General features: G+C 73.0%; 18 protein-coding genes. 8 read left to right on the plus strand and 10 right to left on the minus strand.

The features are described from left to right. Positions 1–181 precede the first annotated feature (181 nt). Both serS and ACZ7JZ_RS09960 read left to right on the plus strand, forming a co-directional pair. Positions 182–1,459: a serine--tRNA ligase gene (gene serS / locus ACZ7JZ_RS09955; RefSeq protein ID WP_470935553.1), complete on the plus strand. Its 1,278-nt coding sequence runs from the start codon at positions 182–184 to the stop codon at positions 1,457–1,459. Then, positions 1,456–2,259: an HAD family hydrolase gene (locus ACZ7JZ_RS09960; protein ID WP_470935556.1), complete on the plus strand. Its 804-nt coding sequence runs from the start codon at positions 1,456–1,458 to the stop codon at positions 2,257–2,259. Before serS ends, ACZ7JZ_RS09960 begins: the two co-directional genes overlap by 4 nt. 202 nt (positions 2,260–2,461) lie before the next feature. Here the strand turns inward: ACZ7JZ_RS09960 and ACZ7JZ_RS09965 are convergent, their stop codons facing one another. The 5 genes from ACZ7JZ_RS09965 to ACZ7JZ_RS09985 all read right to left on the minus strand — a co-directional run bounded on the left by ACZ7JZ_RS09965 (position 2,462) and on the right by ACZ7JZ_RS09985 (position 6,757). After that, complete coding sequence (locus tag ACZ7JZ_RS09965; protein ID WP_470935559.1) at positions 2,462–3,157, minus strand: rhomboid-like protein; 696 nt, start codon at positions 3,155–3,157, stop codon at positions 2,462–2,464. A 97-nt stretch (positions 3,158–3,254) separates the two neighbouring features. Next, the gene (locus ACZ7JZ_RS09970; protein WP_470935562.1) at positions 3,255–3,974 is read right to left on the minus strand and encodes an ABC transporter permease subunit; all 720 of its coding nucleotides are present in this window, start codon (positions 3,972–3,974) and stop codon (positions 3,255–3,257) included. A 14-nt stretch (positions 3,975–3,988) separates the two neighbouring features. Next, positions 3,989–4,900: an ABC transporter ATP-binding protein gene (locus tag ACZ7JZ_RS09975; protein ID WP_470935564.1), complete on the minus strand. Its 912-nt coding sequence runs from the start codon at positions 4,898–4,900 to the stop codon at positions 3,989–3,991. Then, positions 4,897–5,784, minus strand: a complete 888-nt coding sequence (locus ACZ7JZ_RS09980) for an ABC transporter permease (protein WP_470935567.1) — start codon at positions 5,782–5,784, stop codon at positions 4,897–4,899. The genes ACZ7JZ_RS09975 and ACZ7JZ_RS09980 overlap by 4 nt, the downstream gene beginning before the upstream one ends. Further along, a complete protein-coding gene (locus ACZ7JZ_RS09985) occupies positions 5,774–6,757 on the minus strand; it encodes an ABC transporter ATP-binding protein (RefSeq protein ID WP_470935570.1) in 984 nt (327 codons plus the stop codon). Before ACZ7JZ_RS09985 ends, ACZ7JZ_RS09980 begins: the two co-directional genes overlap by 11 nt. A 257-nt stretch (positions 6,758–7,014) precedes the next feature. Between ACZ7JZ_RS09985 and ACZ7JZ_RS09990 the strand changes: the two genes are divergently transcribed. From ACZ7JZ_RS09990 to ACZ7JZ_RS10000, 3 genes are all read left to right on the plus strand, one after another. Further along, positions 7,015–7,863 carry a M24 family metallopeptidase gene (locus ACZ7JZ_RS09990; protein WP_470935573.1) on the plus strand — a complete coding sequence of 283 codons (849 nt, stop codon included), beginning with the start codon at positions 7,015–7,017 and terminating at the stop codon, positions 7,861–7,863. A gap of 2 nt (positions 7,864–7,865) precedes the next feature. Then, the gene (locus ACZ7JZ_RS09995; protein WP_470936385.1) at positions 7,866–9,686 is read left to right on the plus strand and encodes an SDR family oxidoreductase; all 1,821 of its coding nucleotides are present in this window, start codon (positions 7,866–7,868) and stop codon (positions 9,684–9,686) included. A gap of 94 nt (positions 9,687–9,780) precedes the next feature. Continuing rightward, positions 9,781–10,725 (plus strand): MerR family transcriptional regulator, encoded by a 945-nt coding sequence (locus tag ACZ7JZ_RS10000; RefSeq protein WP_470935576.1) that lies wholly within the window; start codon positions 9,781–9,783, stop codon positions 10,723–10,725. 217 nt (positions 10,726–10,942) lie between these two features. On the opposite strand, the gene ACZ7JZ_RS10005 is transcribed toward ACZ7JZ_RS10000, so the two are convergent. After that, positions 10,943–11,680 carry an aquaporin gene (locus ACZ7JZ_RS10005; protein ID WP_470935579.1) on the minus strand — a complete coding sequence of 246 codons (738 nt, stop codon included), beginning with the start codon at positions 11,678–11,680 and terminating at the stop codon, positions 10,943–10,945. A 213-nt stretch (positions 11,681–11,893) separates the two neighbouring features. Here ACZ7JZ_RS10005 and ACZ7JZ_RS10010 point away from each other — a divergent pair, with 213 nt between their 5' ends. Further along, positions 11,894–12,433, plus strand: a complete 540-nt coding sequence (locus tag ACZ7JZ_RS10010; protein ID WP_470935582.1) for an RNA 2'-phosphotransferase — start codon at positions 11,894–11,896, stop codon at positions 12,431–12,433. Between the two features lie 15 nt (positions 12,434–12,448). Here the strand turns inward: ACZ7JZ_RS10010 and ACZ7JZ_RS10015 are convergent, their stop codons facing one another. Beyond that, on the minus strand, positions 12,449–13,378 hold the full coding sequence (locus ACZ7JZ_RS10015) for a class I SAM-dependent methyltransferase (RefSeq protein ID WP_470935585.1): 930 nt from the start codon (positions 13,376–13,378) through the stop codon (positions 12,449–12,451). Positions 13,379–13,571: 193 nt separating this feature from the next. Between ACZ7JZ_RS10015 and ACZ7JZ_RS10020 the strand changes: the two genes are divergently transcribed. Both ACZ7JZ_RS10020 and ACZ7JZ_RS10025 read left to right on the plus strand, forming a co-directional pair. Then, the gene (locus ACZ7JZ_RS10020; RefSeq protein ID WP_470935588.1) at positions 13,572–14,483 is read left to right on the plus strand and encodes an LLM class flavin-dependent oxidoreductase; all 912 of its coding nucleotides are present in this window, start codon (positions 13,572–13,574) and stop codon (positions 14,481–14,483) included. A gap of 71 nt (positions 14,484–14,554) precedes the next feature. Then, the gene (locus tag ACZ7JZ_RS10025; RefSeq protein WP_470935592.1) at positions 14,555–15,415 is read left to right on the plus strand and encodes a Cof-type HAD-IIB family hydrolase; all 861 of its coding nucleotides are present in this window, start codon (positions 14,555–14,557) and stop codon (positions 15,413–15,415) included. A 79-nt stretch (positions 15,416–15,494) separates the two neighbouring features. On the opposite strand, the gene ACZ7JZ_RS10030 is transcribed toward ACZ7JZ_RS10025, so the two are convergent. The 3 genes from ACZ7JZ_RS10030 to cydB form a co-directional block, all read right to left on the minus strand. Beyond that, the gene (locus tag ACZ7JZ_RS10030) at positions 15,495–17,282 is read right to left on the minus strand and encodes a sensor histidine kinase (RefSeq protein WP_470935595.1); all 1,788 of its coding nucleotides are present in this window, start codon (positions 17,280–17,282) and stop codon (positions 15,495–15,497) included. Between the two features lie 78 nt (positions 17,283–17,360). Beyond that, entirely contained in the window at positions 17,361–20,924 is a 3,564-nt protein-coding gene (gene cydD / locus ACZ7JZ_RS10035; RefSeq protein ID WP_470935598.1) for a thiol reductant ABC exporter subunit CydD, read from the minus strand. 57 nt (positions 20,925–20,981) lie between these two features. After that, positions 20,982–21,983, minus strand: coding sequence for a cytochrome d ubiquinol oxidase subunit II (gene cydB, locus ACZ7JZ_RS10040; protein ID WP_470935602.1), 1,002 nt, complete (start codon positions 21,981–21,983; stop codon positions 20,982–20,984). Positions 21,984–21,986: the final 3 nt, after the last annotated feature.

A 21,986-nucleotide genomic window follows, 5' to 3' on the forward strand; every position in this document is an offset into this window, starting at 1 on the left:
GTCCACCCGGCCTTCCCGTCCTGCCCCTTTTCAGGGAATGAGAGGGGTTTTATTGACTTTCTCCCGAGGGTGTCGTTCCGGCCATGCGCCGCCAGTTTTCCATTCGCGGCAATTGGGACATAGCGACACGCAGCGTGATATCGGTGTGAGCGCCCGAACCCCAGGCCGGTAGCCTGGTGGGGTGATTGACCTCCGGCTGCTCCGTGAAGACCCCGACCGTGTTCGCGCCTCCCAGCGCGCCCGTGGAGAGGACGTCGAGCTCGTCGACGCACTGCTCTCCGCCGACGAGCGCCGCAGGTCTTCCGGCGTGCGCTTCGACGAACTGCGCAACGAGCAGAAGTCGCTCGGCAAGCTGATCCCCAAGGCCTCCCCCGAGGAGCGCGCCGAGCTGCTGAAGCGCGCCGAGCAGCTGAAGCAGGACGTGAAGTCCGCCGAGGCCGAGCAGAACGAGGCCGACGAGGCCGCCCGCAGCCTGCTCCTCCAGCTCGGGAACATCGTCCACGCGGACGTCCCGGTCGGCGGCGAGGAGGACTTCGCGGTCCTGGAGACGCACGGCACGATCCGCGACTTCGCCGCCGAGGGCTTCGAGCCCCGGGACCACCTGGAGCTCGGCGAGGCGCTCGGCGCCATCGACGTGGAGCGCGGTGCGAAGGTCTCCGGCTCCCGCTTCTACTACCTGACCGGCGTCGGCGCCCTGCTGGAGCTGGCCCTGGTCAACGCGGCGATCGCCCAGGCCACCGAGGCCGGCTTCATCCCGATGCTGACCCCCGCGCTGGTCCGCCCGCGCGCCATGGAGGGCACCGGCTTCCTCGGCCAGGCCGCGGAGAACGTGTACCACCTGGAGAAGGACGACTACTACCTGGTCGGCACCTCCGAGGTCCCGCTCGCCGCGTACCACATGGACGAGATCATCGAGGCCGACAAGCTGCCCCTGCGGTACGCCGGCTTCTCCCCCTGCTTCCGCCGCGAGGCGGGCACGTACGGCAAGGACACCCGCGGCATCTTCCGCGTCCACCAGTTCGACAAGGTGGAGATGTTCTCCTACGTGAACCCGGAGGACGCCGAGGCGGAGCACGCCCGGCTGCTCGCCTGGGAGAAGCAGTGGCTGAACTCCCTCGAACTGCCCTTCCAGGTGATCGACGTGGCCACCGGCGACCTCGGCTCCTCGGCCTCCCGCAAGTTCGACTGCGAGGCGTGGATCCCCACCCAGGGCAAGTACCGCGAGCTCACCTCCGCCTCGAACTGCGACGGCTTCCAGGCCCGCCGCCTGTCCGTACGCATGCGCGAGGGCAAGAAGGTGCAGCCGCTGGCCACGCTGAACGGCACCCTGTGCGCCGTTCCCCGCACCATCGTGGCGATCCTGGAGAACCACCAGCAGGCCGACGGTTCGGTCCGGGTGCCCGAGGTGCTGCGCCCGTACCTGGGCGGCCGGGAGCTGCTGGAGCCGATCTCCAAGTGAGCTTCCCGTACCGGCTGGTCGCCACGGATCTCGACGGCACGCTGCTGCGCGGCGACGAGAGCATCTCGGAGCGCACGCGCGAGGCGCTCGTCGCCGCTACGGCGGCGGGGGCCGCGCACATCGTCGTCACCGGCCGGGCCGTGCCCTGGACCCGTCACATCCTCGACGACCTCGGCTACCGGGGGCTCGCGGTGTGCGGGCAGGGCGCCCAGCTGTACGACGCGGGGGCCCACAAGCTCCTGACCTCGGTGACGCTGGACCGGCAGCTCGCCGGTCTGGCGCTCTCCAAGATCGAGGCCGAGATCGGCCCCGTGGGGATCGCCGCCAGCCGCGACGGGGTGGACGGCGAGGTCCTGGTCGGCCCCGGCTACCAGGTGCAGGAGGGCCCGCTGCCGTACGTGTTCCTGAAGGACACGACGGAGGTGTGGACCGCCCCGCTGAACAAGCTCTACATCCAGCACCCCGACCTGGACGACGACGCCCTCGCCGGAGTCGCGCGCGCCGCGGTCGGCAGCCTGGTGGACATCGTGATGGCGGGCCCGGGTGTGGTGGAGATCCTGCCCCTGGGGCTGAGCAAGGCCACCGGCCTCTCGCTGGCCGCCCGGCGGCTGAAGGTGAAGGCGGCCGAGACCATCGCGTTCGGCGATATGCCGAACGACATCCCGATGTTCGCCTGGGCCGGCCACGGCGTCGCCATGGCCAATGCCCACCGGGAGCTGAAGGCCGTCGCCGATGAGACCACCACCTCGAACGAGGAGGACGGGATCGCGGTGGTGCTGGAGCGCCTGCTCGGCGCCTGAGCCCGGAACCCGGGCCGTCGGCTCTGCGAAGGAGCCCGGCCCGTCGAAGGACCCGGAGGGACCGGGGCAGCCCGCGCCTGTGGCGCGCTCGAAGCGGCTGCCCCGGTCCTTTTGCTCTCCCCGTTGGTCTCCACTCTGCCGGGGCCTCCCGCGGCGTTCCAGCGAATTTCCCCGGGCCCGCAGGGCTCCCGGGATCCGGGCGTCAGGGTCCGGTGGCGGTGCCCGGGCCGGATGCCGGTCCTGCCGGGGGGCCGGCTGTTTCACGTGAAACATCGCGGGGGTGGCGGGTCAGCGGCCAGGCGAGCAGTCCGATCGCCAGCGCGATGGCGTGGCCGAGGTCGGTGAAGCTGGCCCCGGTCAGCAGCGGTACGGCGAAGAAGGCCACGGCGCCGCAGAGGTAGAACCAGCGCCAGGGCCGGGGCAGCCGGTAGGTGAGCACCCCGACGGAGGCGGCGAGCCCGTAGCTGACCCCGATGTCGACCACGTGCACCATGCTGCGCGGGGCGCGGCCGTCCTCGATGGCCGCCAGGACCACCCGCTGGCTGATCAGCGTGGCCACCACATGGGCGGTACCCGCGATCCCCATCCAGCGCAGGGTGCCGAGCCAGCGCTCCACGGGGGCGTGGAACACCTCGAAGAGGACCGCGTACAGGGGCAGGGAGGCCGGGTTCTCGATCCAGAAGGCGCTGGCCACCAGAGCCCGTACGGGGTGGTTGACGAGCTCGTGGAGGTTGCTGCTGTTGCGGTGCATCAGCACGTGGTCCAGCCGGTCCGGGGCGAGGGCCACGATGATGCTGGTGAAGGCGATGATCAGCAGCCACACGTGCGTCCCCGGCGAGGACCGCACCCAGGAGCGCAGCGGCCGGGACGGCTCGGGGGCGGTGTGCTGCTGCGTCATTCCACGATCATGACGCGCAAAGCCGTGCCCCGCCCGGTATCGAGCACCGGGCGGGGCACGGGTGGCAGCGCCTGCGGGAGGGGCTGGAGCGTCGCTCCTACTCCTCGCCGGCCAGGGTGAGCCGGCGCAGCTTCTGTCCGGCGAAGGCGGTCGCACCGGCCGTGACGACGGCGAGGAGGACGACCGCGGTGGGCAGGCCGACCGCGGACTCGATGGCCCCCTGGCCGCTGATCTTCTCGGCCAGGGCCAGCGACCACTGCTGGACGCTGAGGGTCTTGGCCCCGGGCACCAGGCTGCCGAAGAGGGACTCCCAGACCAGGGCGTAGACCAGGCCGAAGACCACGGCGTGCCGGCTGACGGTGCCCAGCAGCAGGAAGAGCGCGCTGTAGGCGATGGAGGCCACGAGGGCGGCGATCGTGTAGGCGACCGCGATCTGCTGGCCGTTGCCGTTGAGGATGAAGCCGGCGACGAGAGTCGGGATCGCGGAGAAGGCCATGGTGACGGCGATGGCGACGATCAGCTTGGTCATGATGATCGTCGGCCGCTTCACCGGCTTGGACAGCAGGTAGACGATGGAGCCGTCGTCGATCTCGGGGCCGATGGCACCCGTTCCGGCGATGACCCCGATGAGGGGGACCATCGTGGCGAGGGCGAAGCCGCCGAGCAGCCCGGAGGCCACCCGGTCGTCCACGCCGGTGAGGACCCGTACCGCGAGGGCGATCAGGATGAGGAGGGCCGGCAGCGCGAAGAGGATCAGCGCGCGGCGGCGGCCGAGCAGGGCCCGGTAGGTGAGCCGGGCGACCGTGGGGTTGTACATCGATGCCAGCTCCTTCAGGCCGCTACGAGGTAGGAGAAGACCGATTCGAGGGACTCGTCGGAGGGCGAGACCGTCAGGAGCCGGATGCCGTGGTCGCGGGCGACCCGCGGCAGGAGCTCGGTGAACCGGCCGAAGTCGACGGCCTGGATGCGCAGGGCGCCTTCGGTGTGGTCCACCTCGATGCCGGCCGTGGACGGGTCCGCGATCAGGGCGGCGGCCAGGGCGCGGTCGTCGGAGGAGCGGACCAGGTAGCGGTGCGGGCGGTCCGTCATCAGGCGGCGGATCTTGCGGAAGTCGCCGGAGGCGGCGTGCCGGCCGGCCACGATCACCTCGATGTGGGAGGCCAGCTGCTCGACCTCCTCCAGGATGTGGGAGGAGAAGAGCACCGTGCGGCCCTCGTCGCCCATCCGCCGCAGCAGGTCCATAAGCTGCATGCGCTGGCGGGGGTCCATGCCGTTGAAGGGCTCGTCGAGCAGGAGCACGGAAGGCTCGTGGACCAGGGCGGAGGCCATCTTCACGCGCTGGCGCATGCCCTTGGAGTACGTGGCGATCTTGCGGTCCTGGGCGTACTCCATCTCGACGGTGGCGAGGGCCCGCTGGGCGGCCCGCTCGTCGAGTCCGTGCAGTTCGGCGTTGGCCACGACGAACTCGCGCCCGGTGAGGAAGTCGTACATCGACTCGCGCTCGGGCACGACGCCGATGTGCTTGTAGACCTGCTCGTTGCGCCAGATCGGGGCGCCGTCGAGGGTGACGGTGCCCGTGGAGGGGGCGAGGAAGCCGCCCATCATGTTGATGAGCGTGGACTTCCCGGCGCCGTTGGGGCCGAGGAGCCCGGTCACCCCGGGGCCGATCCGCATGGTGACGTCGTTGACGGCGACGACGTTGCCGAACCAGCGGGAGGCGTGGTCGATGTCGATGAGGGTCACAGCCCCGCCTTCCGGTAACGGGCCATCAGGGCGAAGTAGCAGCCGGTGATGAGGGCGAACACGGCCAGCAGGTAGACGGCGCCGACACCCGCGGAGGGGCCCTCGCCGCCGGGGAAGGCCGAGGTGGCCCCGAGGAACGCGGTCTGCACCCCGTCGATGAGGGTGATCGGCGAGAAGAGGCCCATCCACTCGATGGCGCCGGCGTTGCCGGTCTCGTAGGCGACTCCCTGGACGGCCGAGACGGCGCCGTAGGGGATCACCAGGAGGGCGATGACGGCCGCGACGCCGAATCCGCGCCGGGGGGTCAGTGCGGCCACGACCAGGCCGATTCCGCCGAAGAGGAGGGAGAGCAGGAGCACGGACACCAGTCCCTGCGCGAACCCCTTGGTCTGGTCCGCGAAGTCGAATTTGGCGAGCAGCGCACCGATGTAGAGGACGAGCAGGGGCGCCGCGGTGAGGATGAACAGCGCCGAGGACATGGCCGCGTACTTGGCGACCACGTAGTCGACCCGCTCGATGGGGCGCGAGAAGTACAGCGGGACGGTCTTGAAGCGCAGGTCCCGGGAGACCGACTGCGGGGCCTGCGAGGCGAGGTACAGGCCGATGACCATCTGGAGGTAAAGGGCGTACGACGTGTACTTGACCGGCAGGTCCTTGGAGCCGGGCACCGCGATGGCCACTGCGACCATGATCGCCGCGGGCAGGCACATCACCGCGAAGAGCAGCATGGGCAACACCTTGGACCTGGCCGAGCGGCCCAGTCCGTAGGCCCCGCGCAGGGACTGGGAGTACAGGGAGAGTCGGGCGTAGCCGCGGCCGAGGCGGGGGCCGTCGTAGGAGCGGTAGCCGATGTTGTGGATCTGGGTGGAGGCCTCAGGCGCCATGGGAACCGGCTCCCTTCTGCGCGGGCTGCTGCTGGTCGTGGTCGCGGAAGACCTCCGCGATGTGGTGGCGGCGCTGTTCCATGCGGACCAGTCCGAGGCCGAGGCGGGCGACGGTGTCGCGCACGGTGTCGTACGTCTGCTCGCCCTCGGCCTCCAGGAGGAGGATGTGCCCGGCTCCGGGGAGCCCCTGCTCCTGGCCCGAGTGGAGGGTGACGCCGAGGGCGGTGAGGGCCTCGCGGAGGGCCTTGGTGCCGTCGGGGTGCTCGTCGGAGTCGGTGACCTCGACGGCGAGGGTGGTGGTGGTCTGCGTGAAGTCGCTGGTGGAGCTGGAGCGCAGGAGCTTGCCGCCGTCGACGACCACGACGTGGTCGCAGGTGCGCTCCAGTTCGCCGAGCAGGTGCGAGGTGACCAGGACGGAGATGCCGAACTCGGTGTAGATCCGGCGGATCAGACCGAGCATCTCGTCGCGGCCGACCGGGTCGAGGCCGTTGGTGGGCTCGTCGAGCAGGACCAGCTGGGGGTCGTGCACGAGGGCCTGGGCCAGCTTGACGCGCTGCTTCATGCCGGTGGAGTAGCCGCCGATGGGGCGGTAGCGCTCCTCGTAGAGGCCCACGTGGCGCAGGGTGTCCGCGGTGCGCTCGCGGGCGGCGGTCGGGGGGAGCCCCGACATCCGCGCCATGTGCACGACGAACTCGGTGGCCGAGACGTCGGGCGGCAGGCAGTCGTGTTCGGGCATGTAGCCGACGCGTTCGCGGATGGCGCTGCCATGGGTGGCGACGTCCAGTCCGAGCACGGCGGCACGGCCCTCGGTGGCGGGGGACAGTCCCAGCAGGATCTTGATCAGCGTGGACTTGCCGGCTCCGTTTGCGCCCACCAGGCCGGTCACGCCGGGTCCGATGTCGAGGGAGAGCCGGTCGAGGGCGGTCACCTTGGTGTACCGCTTGCTCAGGCTTTCGGTCGCGATGACAGTCACGGTCCGAAGGTAGTGGCGCGAACCGGCCCCCTGCGTCAGACCTGGAGCTTGATCCCGCCTACGCCTTGAGGCGTACACACCCGTACGGGAGAACTACGCGGAGGCGGCCGGGAGGGTTTTTCCACAGGCCGGTGCACGGGCCTTGACGTGAACTCCAGGCATTGTCACATTCATCAGTGTCAAGTTACGGACGCGTAGGGCTACGCGGCCGGGAGGCAGCTTCCGGCTGCGCGGCGACAGGTCTGGGGGCGGGTGGCATGGCAGCAGTGGCCGGCAGGGAACTCTCCGCGGAGCTCAGGGGCTTCAGGGAGGTGCAGCGCCTCGCCTACGCCTGTGCGGAGGACGTGGCGGCGCGCCTGAAGCCGGGGGTGACCGAGCGCGAGGCGGCGCGGATGCAGCGCGAGTGGCTGTCCGAGCGCGGTGTGCGGGACTGGTTCCACCTCCCCTTCGCCTGGTTCGGCGACCGCACGGCCTTCGTGGACTTCCGGATACCGCTCCAGTTCTTCCCGACGAACCGGCGGCTGGAGCCGGGGATGCCGTTCATCCTCGACATGGCCCCGGTGCACGGGGGGTACGCGGCGGACGTCGGGTACTCCGGCAGCCTCGGCCTCAACCCGGTCCAGGACCGGCTCATGGACGACTTGCGGGCGCACCGCGAGCTGATCCTCGACGGGGTCCGGGAGCGCCGGACGCTCCGGGAGATATACGAGGACGTGGAGCAGCTCATGACCGTGCAGGGGTATGCGAACCGGCACCGGGCCTATCCCTTCGGGGTGATCGCCCACAAGGTGGACCGGGTCCGGGAGCGCCGCTGGTCCCCGCGCCTGTTCGGCTTCGGCACGCAGTCCCTCAAGGGGCTGGCGGGCGATGCCCTGCGGGGGCACCGCGAGGGCTGGTCCCCGCTGTGGAGCCCGTACAGGTTCTCCGACCACCCGCCCCGGCCCGGGCTCTGGGCGGTGGAGCCCCACCTCGGCTTCCGGGGTACGGGCGCGAAGTTCGAGGAGCTCTTGGTGGTCACGGATTCCCGGGACCCCGCGGAGAGCGCATTCTGGCTGGACGACGACCTGCCGCACGTGCGGCGCTGGACAGAGGGAGAGGCCGCGTGAGCATGACGACCCTGAAGGACGCCCGCGAGCGCTGGGTTCGCACGGGGGGCGTCGAGCTGTGCGTCGCGGAGCTCGGCGATCCGCAGCGGCCCACCGTCCTGCTGGTCCACGGCTACCCGGACAGCAAGGAGGTCTGGTCCGGGGTGGCGGCCCGGCTCGCCGACCGGTTCCACGTGGTCCTGTACGACGTCCGCGGGCACGGCAGGTCCACGGCCCCGCGGCCGCTGCGCGGCGGGTTCACCCTCGAGAAGCTGACGGACGACTTCCTGGCCGTCGCGGACGCGGTCAGCCCGGACCGCCCGGTGCACCTGGTGGGGCACGACTGGGGATCAGTCCAGGCCTGGGAGTTCGCCACGGTCAAGCGGACCGAGGGGAGGATCGCCTCCTTCACCTCGATGTCCGGGCCCTCCCTCGACCACTTCGGGCACTGGATCAAGAAGCGGATGTCCCGGCCCACCCCGCGCGCGGCGGCGCAGCTCGCCGGCCAGGGCGCCAAGTCCTGGTACGTGTACATGCTGCACACGCCGGTGCTGCCGGAGCTGGCCTGGAGGGGGCCCCTGGGCAGGCAGTGGCCGAAGATCCTCCAGCGTGCCGAGCGGCTCCCCGCCGACGGGTACCCGACCGCCTCGCTGCCCTCGGACGCGGCGCACGGGGCCTGGCTCTACCGGGACAACGTGCGCAGCCGCCTGCGCCGCCCCCGCGAGGACGCGTACGCGCACATCCCCGTACAGCTGATCACCCCGACCGGGGACGCCTTCCTCTCCGAGCGGCTCTACGACGACCTGGAGCAGTGGGCGCCGAACCTGCTGCGCCGGACCCTGCCCGCCAAGCATTGGGTGCCGCGGACCCGGCCCGAGCGGCTGGCCGACTGGATCGGCGAGTTCGCCGAGGCGCAGGAGGGCGCCACTTCCGGGGTCTCGGGGGCGGCCGTGGCCCTCGCCGGCCCGGCCCGCACCCGGGGGGCCGCGCGGGCCCGCGGCGGGGCGGGGGCCCGGTACGCGGAGCGCTTCGGCGGGCAGTTGGTGCTGGTCACGGGCGCCGCGAGCGGGATCGGGCGGGCCACGGCCTTCGCCTTCGCCGAGGCGGGTGCCCGGGTGGTGGCCGTGGACCGGGACGCCGAGGGCGCGGTGCGCACGGCGGAGATGGCCCGGCTGATCGGGGCCCCGCAGGCCTGGGGGGAGGTCGCCGACGTCAGCGACGAGCAGGACATGGAGAAGCTCGCGGAGAAGGTCTCCGCCGAGTACGGCACCGTCGACGTCCTGGTCAACAACGCGGGCATCGGGCTGTCGGGCTCCTTCCTGGACACCACCCCGGAGGACTGGAAGCGGGTCCTGGACGTCAACTTGTGGGGGGTCATCCACGGCTGCCGGATATTCGGCCGGCAGATGGCCGAGCGGGGCGAGGGCGGGCACATCGTGAACACCGCCTCCGCTGCCGCCTACCTGCCCTCGCGCAGCCTGCCCGCGTACAGCACCTCGAAGGCGGCGGTGCTGATGCTCAGCGAGTGCCTGCGGGCGGAGTTCGCGGACAAGTCGATCGGGGTCTCCGCGATCTGCCCGGGGGTGGTGAACACGAACATCACGGCCACCACGCGGTTCGCCGGGGTGGACGCGGCGGAGGAGAAGCGGCGCCAGGAGCGCTCCTCGCGGCTCTACGGGCTGCGGAACTTCCCGCCGGAGAAGGTGGCGGACGCGGTCCTGGAGGCGGTGGTGCGCAACCAGGCCGTGGTGCCCGTGACTCCCGAGTCCCGCGGTGCGCTCTGGATGTCCCGGTTCGCCCCGGGGGCCCTGCGGGCCGTCGCGCGGTGGGAGCCCCGGCTGTGAGCGGGCGCGGCACGGCCATACCCGGCTCCGCCCGGCAGTCGTACCATCCCACGCAGGAGCGCCTTCTCCGGGCGCCCGGGTAGGGAGTGTGGGCTTGTCCGAGCAGGCAGTGGCCGAGTACCGGATCGAGGATCTGGCGCACCACAGCGGAGCCACCGTGCGCACGATCCGCGCGTACCAGGACCGGGGCCTGCTGCCCAGGCCGGAGCGGCGCGGCCGGTCCAACGTGTACGGGGACACGCACCTGGCCCGGCTGCGCCAGATCGCCGACCTGCTGGACCGGGGCTACACCCTGGCCTCCATCAAGGAGCTCCTGGAGGCCTGGGACGCGGGCCGCGGGCTGGGCGGGGTCCTGGGCCTGGTGGCGGAGGTGCACGGGCCGTGGACGGACGAGGAGGCGGCCCGCATCACCCGGGACGAGCTGGACGCCCGCTTCGGCGGGCTGCCCGACGACCGGGCGGTGCACGAGGCGGTGGAGCTGGGCGTGCTGGAGCGGATCCCGGGCCGGGTGGACGAGTTCCTCGTACCGAGCCCCCAGGAGCTCGCCGTGGCCGCCGAGCTGTACGCGGCGGGGGTGCCCCTGCAGGCCATCACCGGGCACCTGCGGGAGCTGCGCGGCCAGGTGGAGAACATCGCCTCGCGGTTCCTGGAGTTCACGACGGAGCACGTGTTCGCCCGGTACCTGGGGCTGCACGATCCGGAGGTCTGCGCCGGGGAGCCGGGGCTGACGGATGCGGCGGCCACCGAGGCGGCGGCGATGGTGCGCCGGCTGCGGCCCCTGGCCCAGCAGACGGTGGACGCCGAGCTGGCGCGGGCCATGCGGCTGTTCGCGACCCGGCACCTCCAGCGGCACCTGGGGGCTGCTGGGCAGCCTGCGGCCCCGCAGGGCCCGGCCCCGGTGGCCCTGCCGGCCGATACGGTGCGGGCGGTACAGGAGCTGGTCGGGCCGGAGCACGTGGCGGCCTTCGTACGGGCCGCGACCGAGCGGGAACTCCAGGCCCGGACCATGAACGCCCTGGCGAGCCGCCACGGGGGCTGAGGGGCAGACGGCTCGGGGGGGCTCGACGGGCGGCTCGGGCGGCTCGGGCTGCTCGACCGGCTGAGCGACTTACCCACAGGCGTCCCCTCAGGGGGTGACTCAATCGCCTACAATCCCCGGCAAATCGGCTGTGGATGACGGGGTCAGGCTGTGGATGAACCGGGCCTGCGGGCGGGCCGCGGCCGGCCCGAGCCGGACTGGACAGCGGGTCGATCCCTCAACTCACGGCCTTGTAGCCGCCGTTGACCGGGGCCATCTCCACGGTGGGGATCCGCTCGCGGCCGTAGAGGGCCCGGGAGAGCACGAGGCCGAGGACCCCGCCGGCGGACTGGGCGGCGACGAACCCGGGCAGGTTGCCCGGGGCGATCCCCGTGAAGGAGTCGGTGAAGGCCCGCCCGAGGGTGCCGGCCGGGTTGGCGAAGGAGCCGGAGGAGGTGAACCAGATCGCGGCCCCGATGTAGACGGCGACGGCCGCGGGGACCAGGCGCGTGCGCCCGGTCCGGCCCAGACCCTGGATCACGAGGACGAGCCCCGCGGTGGCGACGACCTCGCCGATGAGCAGGTGCCCGCCGTCGCGCGCCTGGGTGGCGAGCACCCCGGGGGTGCGGCCGAACATGGCCTCGGCCAGCAGGGCGCCGCCGACGGCGCCCGCGGCCTGCGCAGCGGAGTAGACGAGCGCCTCGCGACCGGTCGGGCCCGCACCGCCGGTACGCCGGGCCCACCAGGCGGCGAGGGTGACCACGGGGTTGAGGTGCGCGCCGGAGAGCGGGCCGAACAGGATGATGATCAGACCGAGGCCGACGGCGGAGGCGGCGGAGTTGGCGAGCAGCGCGACGGCGTCGTCCCGGGTGAGCGCGGCGGCCTGGATCCCGGATCCGACCACGATCAGGAGCAGGGCGGCCGTACCGGTGAACTCGGCGGCGGCTCGGCGGCGCAAGGAGACGGGAGCGGGCATGGGTTCCCCCTTCGGGCAGGACGGGAGTGCGGGGTGCGCGGGTGCGGCGGGGCGGGCGGCGGCAGCGGTCGTAAGCCGCCGGCCCGAGCGGCCAATGGAAAATATATTTCGCATCTCGGAAGAGCGATAGAGGGGGTCCACCGCCGGCTCCCCCCGCCCGGCGCCCCGGAAAAGGCGTGGTCAAGCACGCGTGCGGACGGGCACGCTGAGCCCATGGACGAACGCCGCACCGTCAAGGTGTCGAAATATGTCTCGAAGCACCTGCGGCACCAGCCGGAACGGATCGGACTGGTGCTCGACCCCGCGGGCTGGGTGGAGGTCGACGACCTGCTCGCGGCCGCCGCGGCCCACGGATTCCCCCTCACCCGCGCCGAGCTGGACCACGTCGTCGCGCACAACGACAAGAAGCGGTTCGCGGTGGAGGGCACCCGCATCCGCGCCAGCCAGGGGCACACCGTCCCCGTGGACCTGGAGCTGCCGGCCGCCGAACCGCCCGCGTACCTCTACCACGGCACGGTGCCCGGCGCCCTGGACTCGATCCGCGCCGAGGGCCTGCGGCCCATGCGGCGCCACCACGTCCACCTCTCGCCCGACCGCGAGACCGCAACCCGCGTCGGGGCCCGGCGCGGCCGCCCCGTGGTCCTCAGCGTGGACTCCGGGGCCATGCACCGCGCCGGCCACGTCTTCCGCGTCAGCGCCAACGGCGTCTGGCTGGTGGACGCCGTACCGCCCGCGTTCCTCCGGCTGCCCTGACCCGCGGGCGCCGGGTCAGCCCGCGCGCAGGAAGGCGCTGGTGGCCACCCGGCCTACCAGCTTCAGCCGGGTGCGGCCCTCCAGATGGGCGTCCGCGGCCTCCTGCACCCCCGGCCAGCGGCCGTCGCCGTAGTCGTCGAGTACGACGATCGCCCCCGTGGCCGCGATCTCCTCGGCCCACTCCAGGTCCCGGGCCACACCCTCGCGCGAGTGGTCTCCGTCGATCACGATCACCCCGTACCGGCGGTCCGAGACCGCCTCGCGCACCGCGGAGTCCTGCGAGAACCCTCGCTGGATCCGCAGCCGCTCCGGCTCTACCCCCGCGTAGTGCAGGTTGGCCCGCACGATCTCCTCCGAGATCGGCGTACCCGAGGGGTCCCTGCTGATCTCCACCCCCGGCTGCAGCTGCACCGGGGCGATCGGATCCACGATCGTCAGCCGGTACGGCAGCCCCCGGCGCAGGATCTGGCGGGCCATCCCGCCCGCGAACAGCCCGTACAGGGTGCCGATCTCCAGGATCTCCCCGTTCGGCGGGCCCAGCAGCGGAGTGGTGGTGAGCTTCCCCAGGATGTTCGCGGTGGACCCGGCGATCCGGCCCACCCCCCGGGATTCCAGCTCCACCAGGGTCCGGTAGGCCTGCGCGGTCTCCGTCCAGGCCCCCGGCCGCCCCGCCACGGCCGCGATCTCGTCCGAGAGCCTCTTGAACGCCTCGCGGCTCGGCATCCGGTCGTTGAGCCGCCCGTCCTTGCCGTACAGCAGGTCGTACGAGAACGGCCGGACGTGCTGCTGCGACAGCTGCTCGCGGGTCCGGCGCAGTTCCTGGCGCAGACTCTCGATCTGCCGGTCCGCCGAGCGCAGCCGGCGGTCGATCCGCCGGTCGATCCGCTCGACCACCGGCTGGAGCAGGCGGCGGGCGGGGTGGGCACGGAGAGGCACATCGGTCATGGAGTACTCCTGGATGCGGACCGTTTCACGTGAAACGAAGCTAGTGAGTCCCCGCAGCCGTCCCAAGGTCCACGCGAGGAAGTTCGTGCACCGGCACCTTCCCCACCCCCGCCCGTCCCCACCGCGTTCACCCGCCCGCCACCCACCCCGGCGGAAGCCCCGCCACCGCGCCCCGGACGTAGGCTCTGGTCACATGAGCACCTCCCTGCGCCTGAGCACCGTGATCCTCCCCGTCAACCGCTGGCACGAGGGCGGCCGCGCCCAGTGGCAGCGGGCGGAGGAGCTCGGCTTCCACGCCGCGTACACGTACGACCACCTGTCCTGGCGGAGCTTCCGGGAGGGCCCGTGGTTCGGCGCCCTGCCCACCCTGACCGCCGCCGCAATAGCCACCTCCCGGCTCCGCCTCGGCACCCTGGTCACCTCGCCGAACTTCCGCCACCCGGTGACCCTGGCCAAGGAGCTGATCACCCTCGACGACGTGTCGGGCGGCCGCATCACCCTGGGCATCGGCGCAGGCGGCAACGGCTTCGACGCCACCGCCCTCGGCCAGGAGGCCTGGACCCCGCGGCAGCGCGCCGACCGGTTCGGCGAGTTCGTCCCGCTGCTGGACCGGCTGCTGACCGAGGGGGCGGTGACCCAGCACGGCGAGTTCTACTCGGCCGAGGAGGCCCGCAACCTGCCCGGCTGCGTCCAGCGCCCCCGCCTGCCCTTCGCCGTGGCGGCCACCGGCCCGCGCGGGCTCAAGCTCGCCGCCCGGCACGGCCAGGCCTGGGTCACCACCGGAGACCCCAAGCTGTACGAGGAGGGCACCCCGGAGCAGTCGGTGGAGGCCGTCCGCGGCCAGATCGAGAAGCTCGGCAAGGCCTGCGCCGAGATCGGCAGGGACGCCGCCGCACTGGACCGGATCATGCTGACCGGGTTCACCCCCGACCGGGGGCGCCCCCTGGAGTCGGTCGGCGCCTTCGTCGACTTCGCCGGCCGCTACGCGGAGCTGGGGATCACGGAACTGGTGGTCCACTGGCCGATCCCGGACTCGGACTTCGCCGCCGACCAGCAGGTGTTCGAGCGGATCGCGACGGAGGGCCTGGCGCAGCTCGGCCACTGAGCAAGCGCTTTGCGCCGGAAGGGGCCGGGTGGGGACCCGATGTGTACGCGCAGGTCCCGCCCGGCTGAACCATGGGTGAAGATGGATCCGTGACAGCAGCTCCCCATGACCGCCCCGCCCCCCGGCTGATCGCCACCGATCTCGACGGAACGCTGCTGCGTGACGACAAGTCGGTCTCCGAACGCACCGTGGCGGCCCTCGCCGCCGCCGAGCGGGCCGGGATCGAGGTCTTCTTCGTGACTGGCCGCCCCGCCCGCTGGATGGACGTGGTCAGCGAGCACGTGCACGGGCACGGACTGGCGATCTGCGCGAACGGCGCCGCTGTCGTCGACCTGCACGCCGGCCGGAAGATCGTGGAAGTACGCGCCCTGGATCGCCCGGCCGCCCTGTCGGTCGTCACCGCCCTCCGGGAGGCGGCCCCCGGCACCTCGTTCGCGGTCGAGCTGACCAGCGGGATCAACTACGAACCCCTGTACCCGCCCTTCTACCTCGACCCCGGGGCCACCGTCGCCACCGCCGAGAAACTGCTGCACGAGGAGGCGCCCGGCACCGGGGCACCCGTGCTGAAGCTCCTCGCGCACCACCCCGAGCTGACCCCCGACGCCTTCCTCGACCTGGCCCGCGCCACGGTCGGCGACCGGGCCGAGATCACCCGCTCCAGCCCCACCGCCCTCCTGGAGATCAGCGGTGCCGGGGTCTCCAAGGCGAGCACCCTCGCGCTGTGCTGCGCGGAGCGCGGGATCTCCCCGGCGGAGGTCGTCGCCTTCGGCGATATGCCGAACGACGTGGAGATGCTGACCTGGGCGGGCACCTCGTACGCCATGGGCAACGCCCACCCGGCCGTCCTCGCGGCCGCCACGGGCCGTACGGTCGCCAACAACGAGGACGGCGTCGCCGTCGTCATCGAGCGCATCCTCGCCGAACGGGCCTGATGCCGGACGCCGGCACCCCGGGCCGGCCCCGGCGCCGCCAGCGCTACCGGCCCGACCAGACCCCCGGGATCCGGATCGCCTAGAGCGGGGCCTCCCACACCAGGGTGGTCCCGCCGCCGTCCTCGCCGAGCCCCGGCCCGTACCAGCTGGACCCGCCCAGCGACTCGGCCCGCCGCCGCAGGTTCCGCAGCCCGCTGCGGCGCCCGCCCTCCGGGATGCCCACCCCGTCGTCCGCGACCTCCAGCCGCACCGCGGGCCGCCCGTCCTCCAGTGCGGCCGTCGCATCGAGGACCACCTCGATCCGCGAGGCCTCGGCATGCCGGAAGGCGTTGGACAGGGCCTCGCGCAGGGCGGCGATCAGGTTCTTCCCGACCAGCTCGCCGACCACCGTGTCCACAGCCCCCAGGAACCGGTGCGCTGGCTTGAAGCCCAGCGGTACGGCCGCCATGTTGATCTCCCGGAGCACCCGGGTCCGCAGCCCCGAAGGGGCCTCCGCCGGCCCCTGCTGCAGGGCGAAGATGGCCGTCCGGATCTCCTGGATGGTCACGTCCAGCTCGTCCACGGCCTTCCCGACCCCGTCCCGGACCTCCGGCACGATGGACCGGCGCTGCGCCCCCTCCAGCATCATCCCGGTGGCGAACAGCCGCTGGATCACCAGATCGTGCAGGTCGCGGGCGATCCGGTCGCGGTCCTCGTACACCGCGAGCCGCTCCCGGTCCCGCTGGGCCTCGGCCATCATTAGCGCCAGCGCCGCCTGCGAGGCGAACTGCGTGGCCAGGGTCCGCTCGGACTCGCTGAAGGGCCGCCGCCCGCGGGCCCGCGGGGTCACCAGGGCCCCCAGCACCCGGCCCCCGCTGTGCAGCGGCAGCATCATGCAGGGCCCGTACTGGCTGGTCAGCCTGCTGATCATGCGCGGGTCCACGGAGGCGTCGTCCACGAACACCGGCTCGCCGCCCATCAGCTTCCCCACCACGGGGCTCTCCGCCGGCACCACCACCCCCAGCGAGGTGGCCGGGTTGTCGGAGGAGACGGCGACGATCTCCATCCCGCCGTCCTCCGTCGGCAGCATCACGATGCCCGCCGCGGAATCCGCCAGCCGCCGGGCCTGCTCGGCCACCACCGCCAGCGCGTCGTCGGCATCGCCCCCGGACAGCAGCGCGGTGGTCACCGCCACCGAGCCGTCGATCCACCGCTCCCTCTGGGTGGCGGCCTCGTACAGGCGCGCATTGCCGATCGCGATCCCGGCCTCGGTGGCCAGGACCCGGACCATGTGCAGGTCGTAGTCGTTGAACTCCTCCCCGCCCCGCTTCTCCGCCAGGTAGAGGTTTCCGAAGATCTCCCCCTGTACCCGGATCGGGACCCCGAGGAAGGTCTTCATCGGCGGGTGGTGCTCGGGGAAGCCCGCCGAGCGCGGATCGGCGGTCAGGTCCGCGAGCCGCACCGGCTCGGGATCGCGGATCAGCGCCCCGAGCAGCCCGCGCTGCCCGTCGGGCCGCTGCCCGATCCGGCGCGCCTGCTCCGCGCCGATCCCGTACGTGACGAAGTCCGAGAGCCCCCGGCCGCCGGAGTCCACCACCCCGATGGCCGCGTACCGGGCGTCCGCCAGCTCGGCGGCGGTCTCGCAGATCCGGTCGAGGGTGGAGTGCAGCTCCAGGCCGGTGCCGACCGAGCGCATCGCCTCCAGCAGCTGCGGCACCCGGGCGGTGAGTTCGGTGGACAGCCCCTGCAGGCTGCGCGTCGCCTGCGCGGCGGCGTCCGGCTGGTCCGGGTGGCCCGGCGGATCCTGCTGGCCCAACGGGTCCTGGTGATCTTGAAGGCCCGGGTGATCCTGAGGGTCCGGGGACTCCTGCGACTCCTGCACTGACATGCCCTTGAGCCTAGTTAGTCCCATTTAACGGGGAAAGTCGGAGCCCGGCCGCCCCGCACCCCTCACCGCCCCTCGACCTCACCGCCCCGCGCCGGCCACTGCCGGGGCCGCGAACTCCTCCACGGCCCGCTCCCGCCCGTGCATCTCCCGCAGCGGCCCCGGTACGGCGAGCAGCTCCGCGAACCCGCCGCGCTGGACCACCTCCCCGCCGTCCAGGACGAGGACCTCGTCCACCGCCTCCAGCCCGGCCAGCCGGTGCGTGATCAGCACGGTGGTCCGGCCCTCCGTGGCCGCCAGCAGATCGGCGGTGAGCGCGTCCGCCGTCTCCAGGTCCAGGTGCTCGGCCGGCTCGTCCAGGACCAGCACGGGGAAGTCCGCCAGCAGCGCCCGCGCCAGGGCCAGCCGCTGCCGCTGGCCCCCGGAGATCCGCTCCCCGTGTTCGCCGACCAGCGTGTCCAGCCCCTCGGGCAGCCCCTCCGCCCAGTCGAGCAGCCGGGCCGCGGCCAGGGCCCCGCGCAGCTGGGCGTCCGTGGCGCCGGGCCGGGCCAGCCGCAGGTTCTCCCGTACCGAGCTGTCGAAGATGTGGGCGTCCTGCGCGCACAGGCCCACGAGGCGGCGTACGTCGTCCCCGCCGGCGGCCCGCGCGTCCACGCCCCCGATCCGGTACTCCCCGGCCGCCGGGTCCAGGAACCTCAGCAGGACCTGGGCCAGGGTGGTCTTGCCGGATCCGGAGGGGCCGACCACGGCGATCCGGCGGCCCGGCTCCAGGGTGAGCCCGAACCCGGCCAGCGCCGGGCGCTCCCGCCCCGGGTACCGGGCCGTGATCCCCCGCAGCTCCAGCGGGAAGGGGCTCGCGGGCGGGGCCGCGGGCAGCTCCGGTTCGGTCACGGGCAGCGGGGCGTCGAGCACCTCGTACACCCGCTCCGCACTGCGCTTGATGCGCTGGCGGTACTGGACGGCGAGCGGCAGCCCGGCCACCGCCTCGAAGGCGGCGAGCGGGATGAGGACCACCACCGCGAGGGCGACCCCGGAGAGCCTGCCCGCCGCCACGGCGGCCACCCCGGCCACGGCCGCCGCCACCACGGTCAGCCCGCACACCAGGGCCGAGAGCCCGCTGCCCAGCCCGGTGGCGGCGGCCCCGCGGGAGGCGATCCGGGTCAGCTCCCGGTCGCTGCCGGCCACCCCCGCGAGCCGCCCGGGCAGGGCCCCGGCGACGGTGAGCTCCGCGGTTCCGGACAGCAGGTCGGCCGTACGGGTGGACAGCTCGCCCCGCGCGGGGGCGAGCCGGCGCTCCGCCCGCCGGGCGACCGCCCCGGTGAGCGCGGGCACCGCGACACCGCCCAGGAGCAGTCCGGCGGCGAGCACCGCGCCCGCCTCCGGCAGCAGCCAGGCCGTGAACCCCACCGAGCCGGCGGCCACGAGCAGGCCCGTGCCCACCGGCAGCAGCCAGCGCAGCCAGTAGTCCTGGAGGGCGTCGACATCGGCGACGAGCCGGGCCAGCAGGTCGCCGCGCCGGGTGTGGCGCAGCCCCGCCGGGGCGATCCGCTCCAGCCGCCGGTACACGGAAACCCGAAGGTCGGCCAGCATCCGCAGGACGGCGTCGTGCGAGACGAGCCGCTCGGCGTACCGGAAGACGGCCCTGCCGATGCCGAAGGCGCGGGTGGCCGTGACGGCGACCATCAGGTGGAGTACGGGCGGCTGCTCGGAGGCCCGGGAGATCAGCCATCCGGACACGGCCATGAGGCCGACGCTGCACCCGACCGCGAGCGTGCCGAGGAGCAGCCCGAGCGCGAACCGGCCCTGCCGGGCCGCGGCGGCCGCCCGGACCCGCGCGAGGGTCCCCCGGCCCGCCGGGCTCCCCGCCGCATAGTCCCGCCCGGCTTCCGCGGGGGCGGGCGCGGAACCGTCGGGCAGCAGCCCTCCGCCCGCGCCCCCCGCCTCGGCCGCCGTCACCGTCACCGCAGCCGCCGTCACCGCCCCCGCCGGTGCCGCCTCCGGCGCCTCGGCCGGTGCCAGCCGCACCACCCGGTCCGCGACCGCGAGCAGCGCCGGCCGGTGCACGACCAGCAGGACCGTGCGGCCGGCGGCGAGCCGCCGGACCGCGGCCACGATCCCCGCCTCCGTCTCCCCGTCCAGCGCGGCGGTGGGCTCGTCGAGCAGCAGCACGGGCCGGTCGGCCAGGAAGGCGCGGGCGAGCGCGAGCCGCTGGCGCTGACCCGCCGACAGCCCGAGCCCGCCCTCCCCGAGCAGGGTCTGCGGGCCCCGGGGGAGCGCCGCGGTGAACTCCTCGGCGCCCGCGTCCCGCAGGGCCGCCGCGAGCTCCGCGTCGGTGGCCTCCGGCCGCGCCAGCCGGACGTTCTCGGCGATGGTCCCCGCGAACAGGTGCGGGCGCTGCGGCACCCAGGCGATCCGCTCCCGCCAGTCGGCGGGGGAGAGCCGGGCCAGGTCGGTGCCGCCCACCAGGATTCGTCCGCCGTCCGCGGGTACGAAGCCCAGCAGGGCGTTCAGCAGGGTGGACTTCCCGGATCCGCTCGGCCCGGTCAGGGCCACGCACTCCCCCGGGCCGACCGTCAGCGACACCGGGGCGAGGGCCTCTCGGTCCTGCCCCGGGTACCGGACCGAGAGGCCCTCGACGGCCAGCGATACGGGCCCGTCCGGCACCGGACGCGAACCCGGCTCGGCGGCCGGTGCGGTCTGGAGCACCTCGAAGATCTCCTCCGCGGCCGCCAGCCCCTCGGCGGCCGCGTGGTACTGCGCACCGACCTGGCGCAGCGGCAGGTAGGCCTCCGGGGCCAGGATCAGGATCACCAGGCCGGTGTAGAGGTCGAGGTCCCCGTGGACCAGGCGCATGCCGATGGTGACGGCGACCAGGGCCACCGAGAGGGTGGCCAGCAGCTCCAGGGCGAAGGAGGACAGGAAGGCGATGCGCAGCGTGCGCACGGTGGCCCGCCGGTACTCGGTGGTGATCGTGCGGATCGACTCCGCCTGGGCCTTGGCCCGGCCGAAGACCTTGAGGGTGGGCAACCCGGCCACCACGTCGAGGAAGTGCCCCGACAGCCGCGAGAGCATCCGCCACTGGCGGTCCATCCGGGACTGGGTGGCCCAGCCGATGAGCACCATGAACAGCGGGATCAGCGGAAGGGTGCCGACGATGATCGCGGCGGACACCCAGTCCTCGGTGACGATCCGGGCGAGGACTGCCACCGGGACCACCACGGCCAGCCCCAACTGGGGCAGGTAGCGCGAGAAGTAGTCGTCCAGGGCGTCCACGCCCCGGGTGGCCAGCGCCACCAGCGAGCCGGTGCGCTGCCCGCCGAGCCAGGCGGGGCCCAGCCCGGCGGCGTGCTCCAGCAGCCGGCCGCGCAGTTCCGATTTCACCGCCGCACTGGCCCTGTGCGCAGCGCGTTCCGTCAGCCAGGCGACCAGGGCCCGGCCCGCGGCCACCGCCACGAGGAGCAGCAGCGGGGTCCGCAGGGCTGCGGCGTCCAGGCCCTGTTGGAAGGAGCCGACCACGATCTCGGCGATGAGCATCGCCTGTCCGACGACCAGCCCCGCCCCGGCGAGGCCGAGGGCCACCACCGCGGCCAGGAAGGGACGGGTGGAGCGGGCGTACCGCAGCAGCCGCGGGTCGATCGGTTTCACGTGAAACATTGCTCCTCGGGTCAGAGCCGGCTCGGTGCGCCTCGGGTCAGAGCGGGTTCAGTGCGCCTCGGCGATGTGCTGGGTGCCGATCCGCTTGCGGAACACCCAGTAGGTCCAGCCCTGGTAGAGCAGGACGACGGGCGTGGCGATGGCCGCGCACCAGGTCATGATCTTCAGCGTGTAGGGGCTGGAGGAGGAGTTGGTGACCGTCAGGTTCCAGGCCTCGTTCAGCGAGGAGGGCATCACGTTCGGGAAGAGCGTGAGGAAGAGCATCGCCACCGCCGCGGCGATGGTGACCCCGGAGAGCCCGAAGGCCCAGCCCTCGCGTCCCCGGACGGTGGACCCGAGGGCCGCCAGCAGGGCGATCACCGCCACGAGCAGCGCACCGAGGCTCTTGCCGTCCCCGTTCGAGACCTGGGTCCAGCCCAGGAAGACCACGGCGAGCACGGCGGTGGCGACCCCCAGCCGGAGGGCCAGGGCCCGGGCGCGGTCCCGGATGTCGCCCACCGTCTTGAGGGCGGTGAACACCGCACCGTGGAAGGTGAACAGGGTCAGGGTGACCAGTCCGCCGAGGATCGAGTACACGTTCAGCAGGTCCCAGACCGTGCCGACGTACTCCATCTGCGCGTCGATCTTCACCCCGCGGACGATGTTGGCGAAGGCCACGCCCCACAGGAAGGCCGGGATCAGCGAGGTCCAGAAGATCGCGTGCTCCCAGTTGGTCTGCCAGCGCTCCTCGGGCCGCTTGGCGCGGTACTCGAAGGCCACGCCCCGGATGATCAGGCAGACCAGGATGAGCAGCAGCGGCAGGTAGAACCCGGAGAAGAGGGTGGCGTACCAGTCCGGGAAGGCGGCGAAGGTCGCGCCGCCCGCGGTGAGCAGCCAGACCTCGTTGCCGTCCCAGACGGGTCCGATGGTGTTGATGAGGACCCGCTTCTCCTTGCGGTCCCGGGCCAGCAGCCTGGTCAGTACGCCGACCCCGAAGTCGAAGCCCTCGAGGAAGAAGTAGCCGGTCCACAGGACGGCGATCAGCACGAACCAGACGTCGTGGAGTTCCATGTC

This window comes from Streptomyces sp. NPDC038213, assembly GCF_055600495.1.

Coding starts and splice junctions, on each gene's coding strand:
- ACZ7JZ_RS09965 (WP_470935559.1), bottom strand. CDS start 3,157: ATGACGCAGCAGCACACCGCCCCCGAGCCGTCCCGGCCGCTGCGCTCC.
- ACZ7JZ_RS09970 (WP_470935562.1), bottom strand. CDS start 3,974: ATGTACAACCCCACGGTCGCCCGGCTCACCTACCGGGCCCTGCTCGGC.
- ACZ7JZ_RS09980 (WP_470935567.1), bottom strand. CDS start 5,784: ATGGCGCCTGAGGCCTCCACCCAGATCCACAACATCGGCTACCGCTCC.
- ACZ7JZ_RS09990 (WP_470935573.1), top strand. CDS start 7,015: ATGGCAGCAGTGGCCGGCAGGGAACTCTCCGCGGAGCTCAGGGGCTTC.
- ACZ7JZ_RS09995 (WP_470936385.1), top strand. CDS start 7,866: ATGACGACCCTGAAGGACGCCCGCGAGCGCTGGGTTCGCACGGGGGGC.
- ACZ7JZ_RS10005 (WP_470935579.1), bottom strand. CDS start 11,680: ATGCCCGCTCCCGTCTCCTTGCGCCGCCGAGCCGCCGCCGAGTTCACC.
- ACZ7JZ_RS10010 (WP_470935582.1), top strand. CDS start 11,894: ATGGACGAACGCCGCACCGTCAAGGTGTCGAAATATGTCTCGAAGCAC.
- ACZ7JZ_RS10015 (WP_470935585.1), bottom strand. CDS start 13,378: ATGACCGATGTGCCTCTCCGTGCCCACCCCGCCCGCCGCCTGCTCCAG.
- ACZ7JZ_RS10020 (WP_470935588.1), top strand. CDS start 13,572: ATGAGCACCTCCCTGCGCCTGAGCACCGTGATCCTCCCCGTCAACCGC.
- ACZ7JZ_RS10025 (WP_470935592.1), top strand. CDS start 14,555: ATGGGTGAAGATGGATCCGTGACAGCAGCTCCCCATGACCGCCCCGCC.
- ACZ7JZ_RS10030 (WP_470935595.1), bottom strand. CDS start 17,282: ATGTCAGTGCAGGAGTCGCAGGAGTCCCCGGACCCTCAGGATCACCCG.
- cydB (WP_470935602.1), bottom strand. CDS start 21,983: ATGGAACTCCACGACGTCTGGTTCGTGCTGATCGCCGTCCTGTGGACC.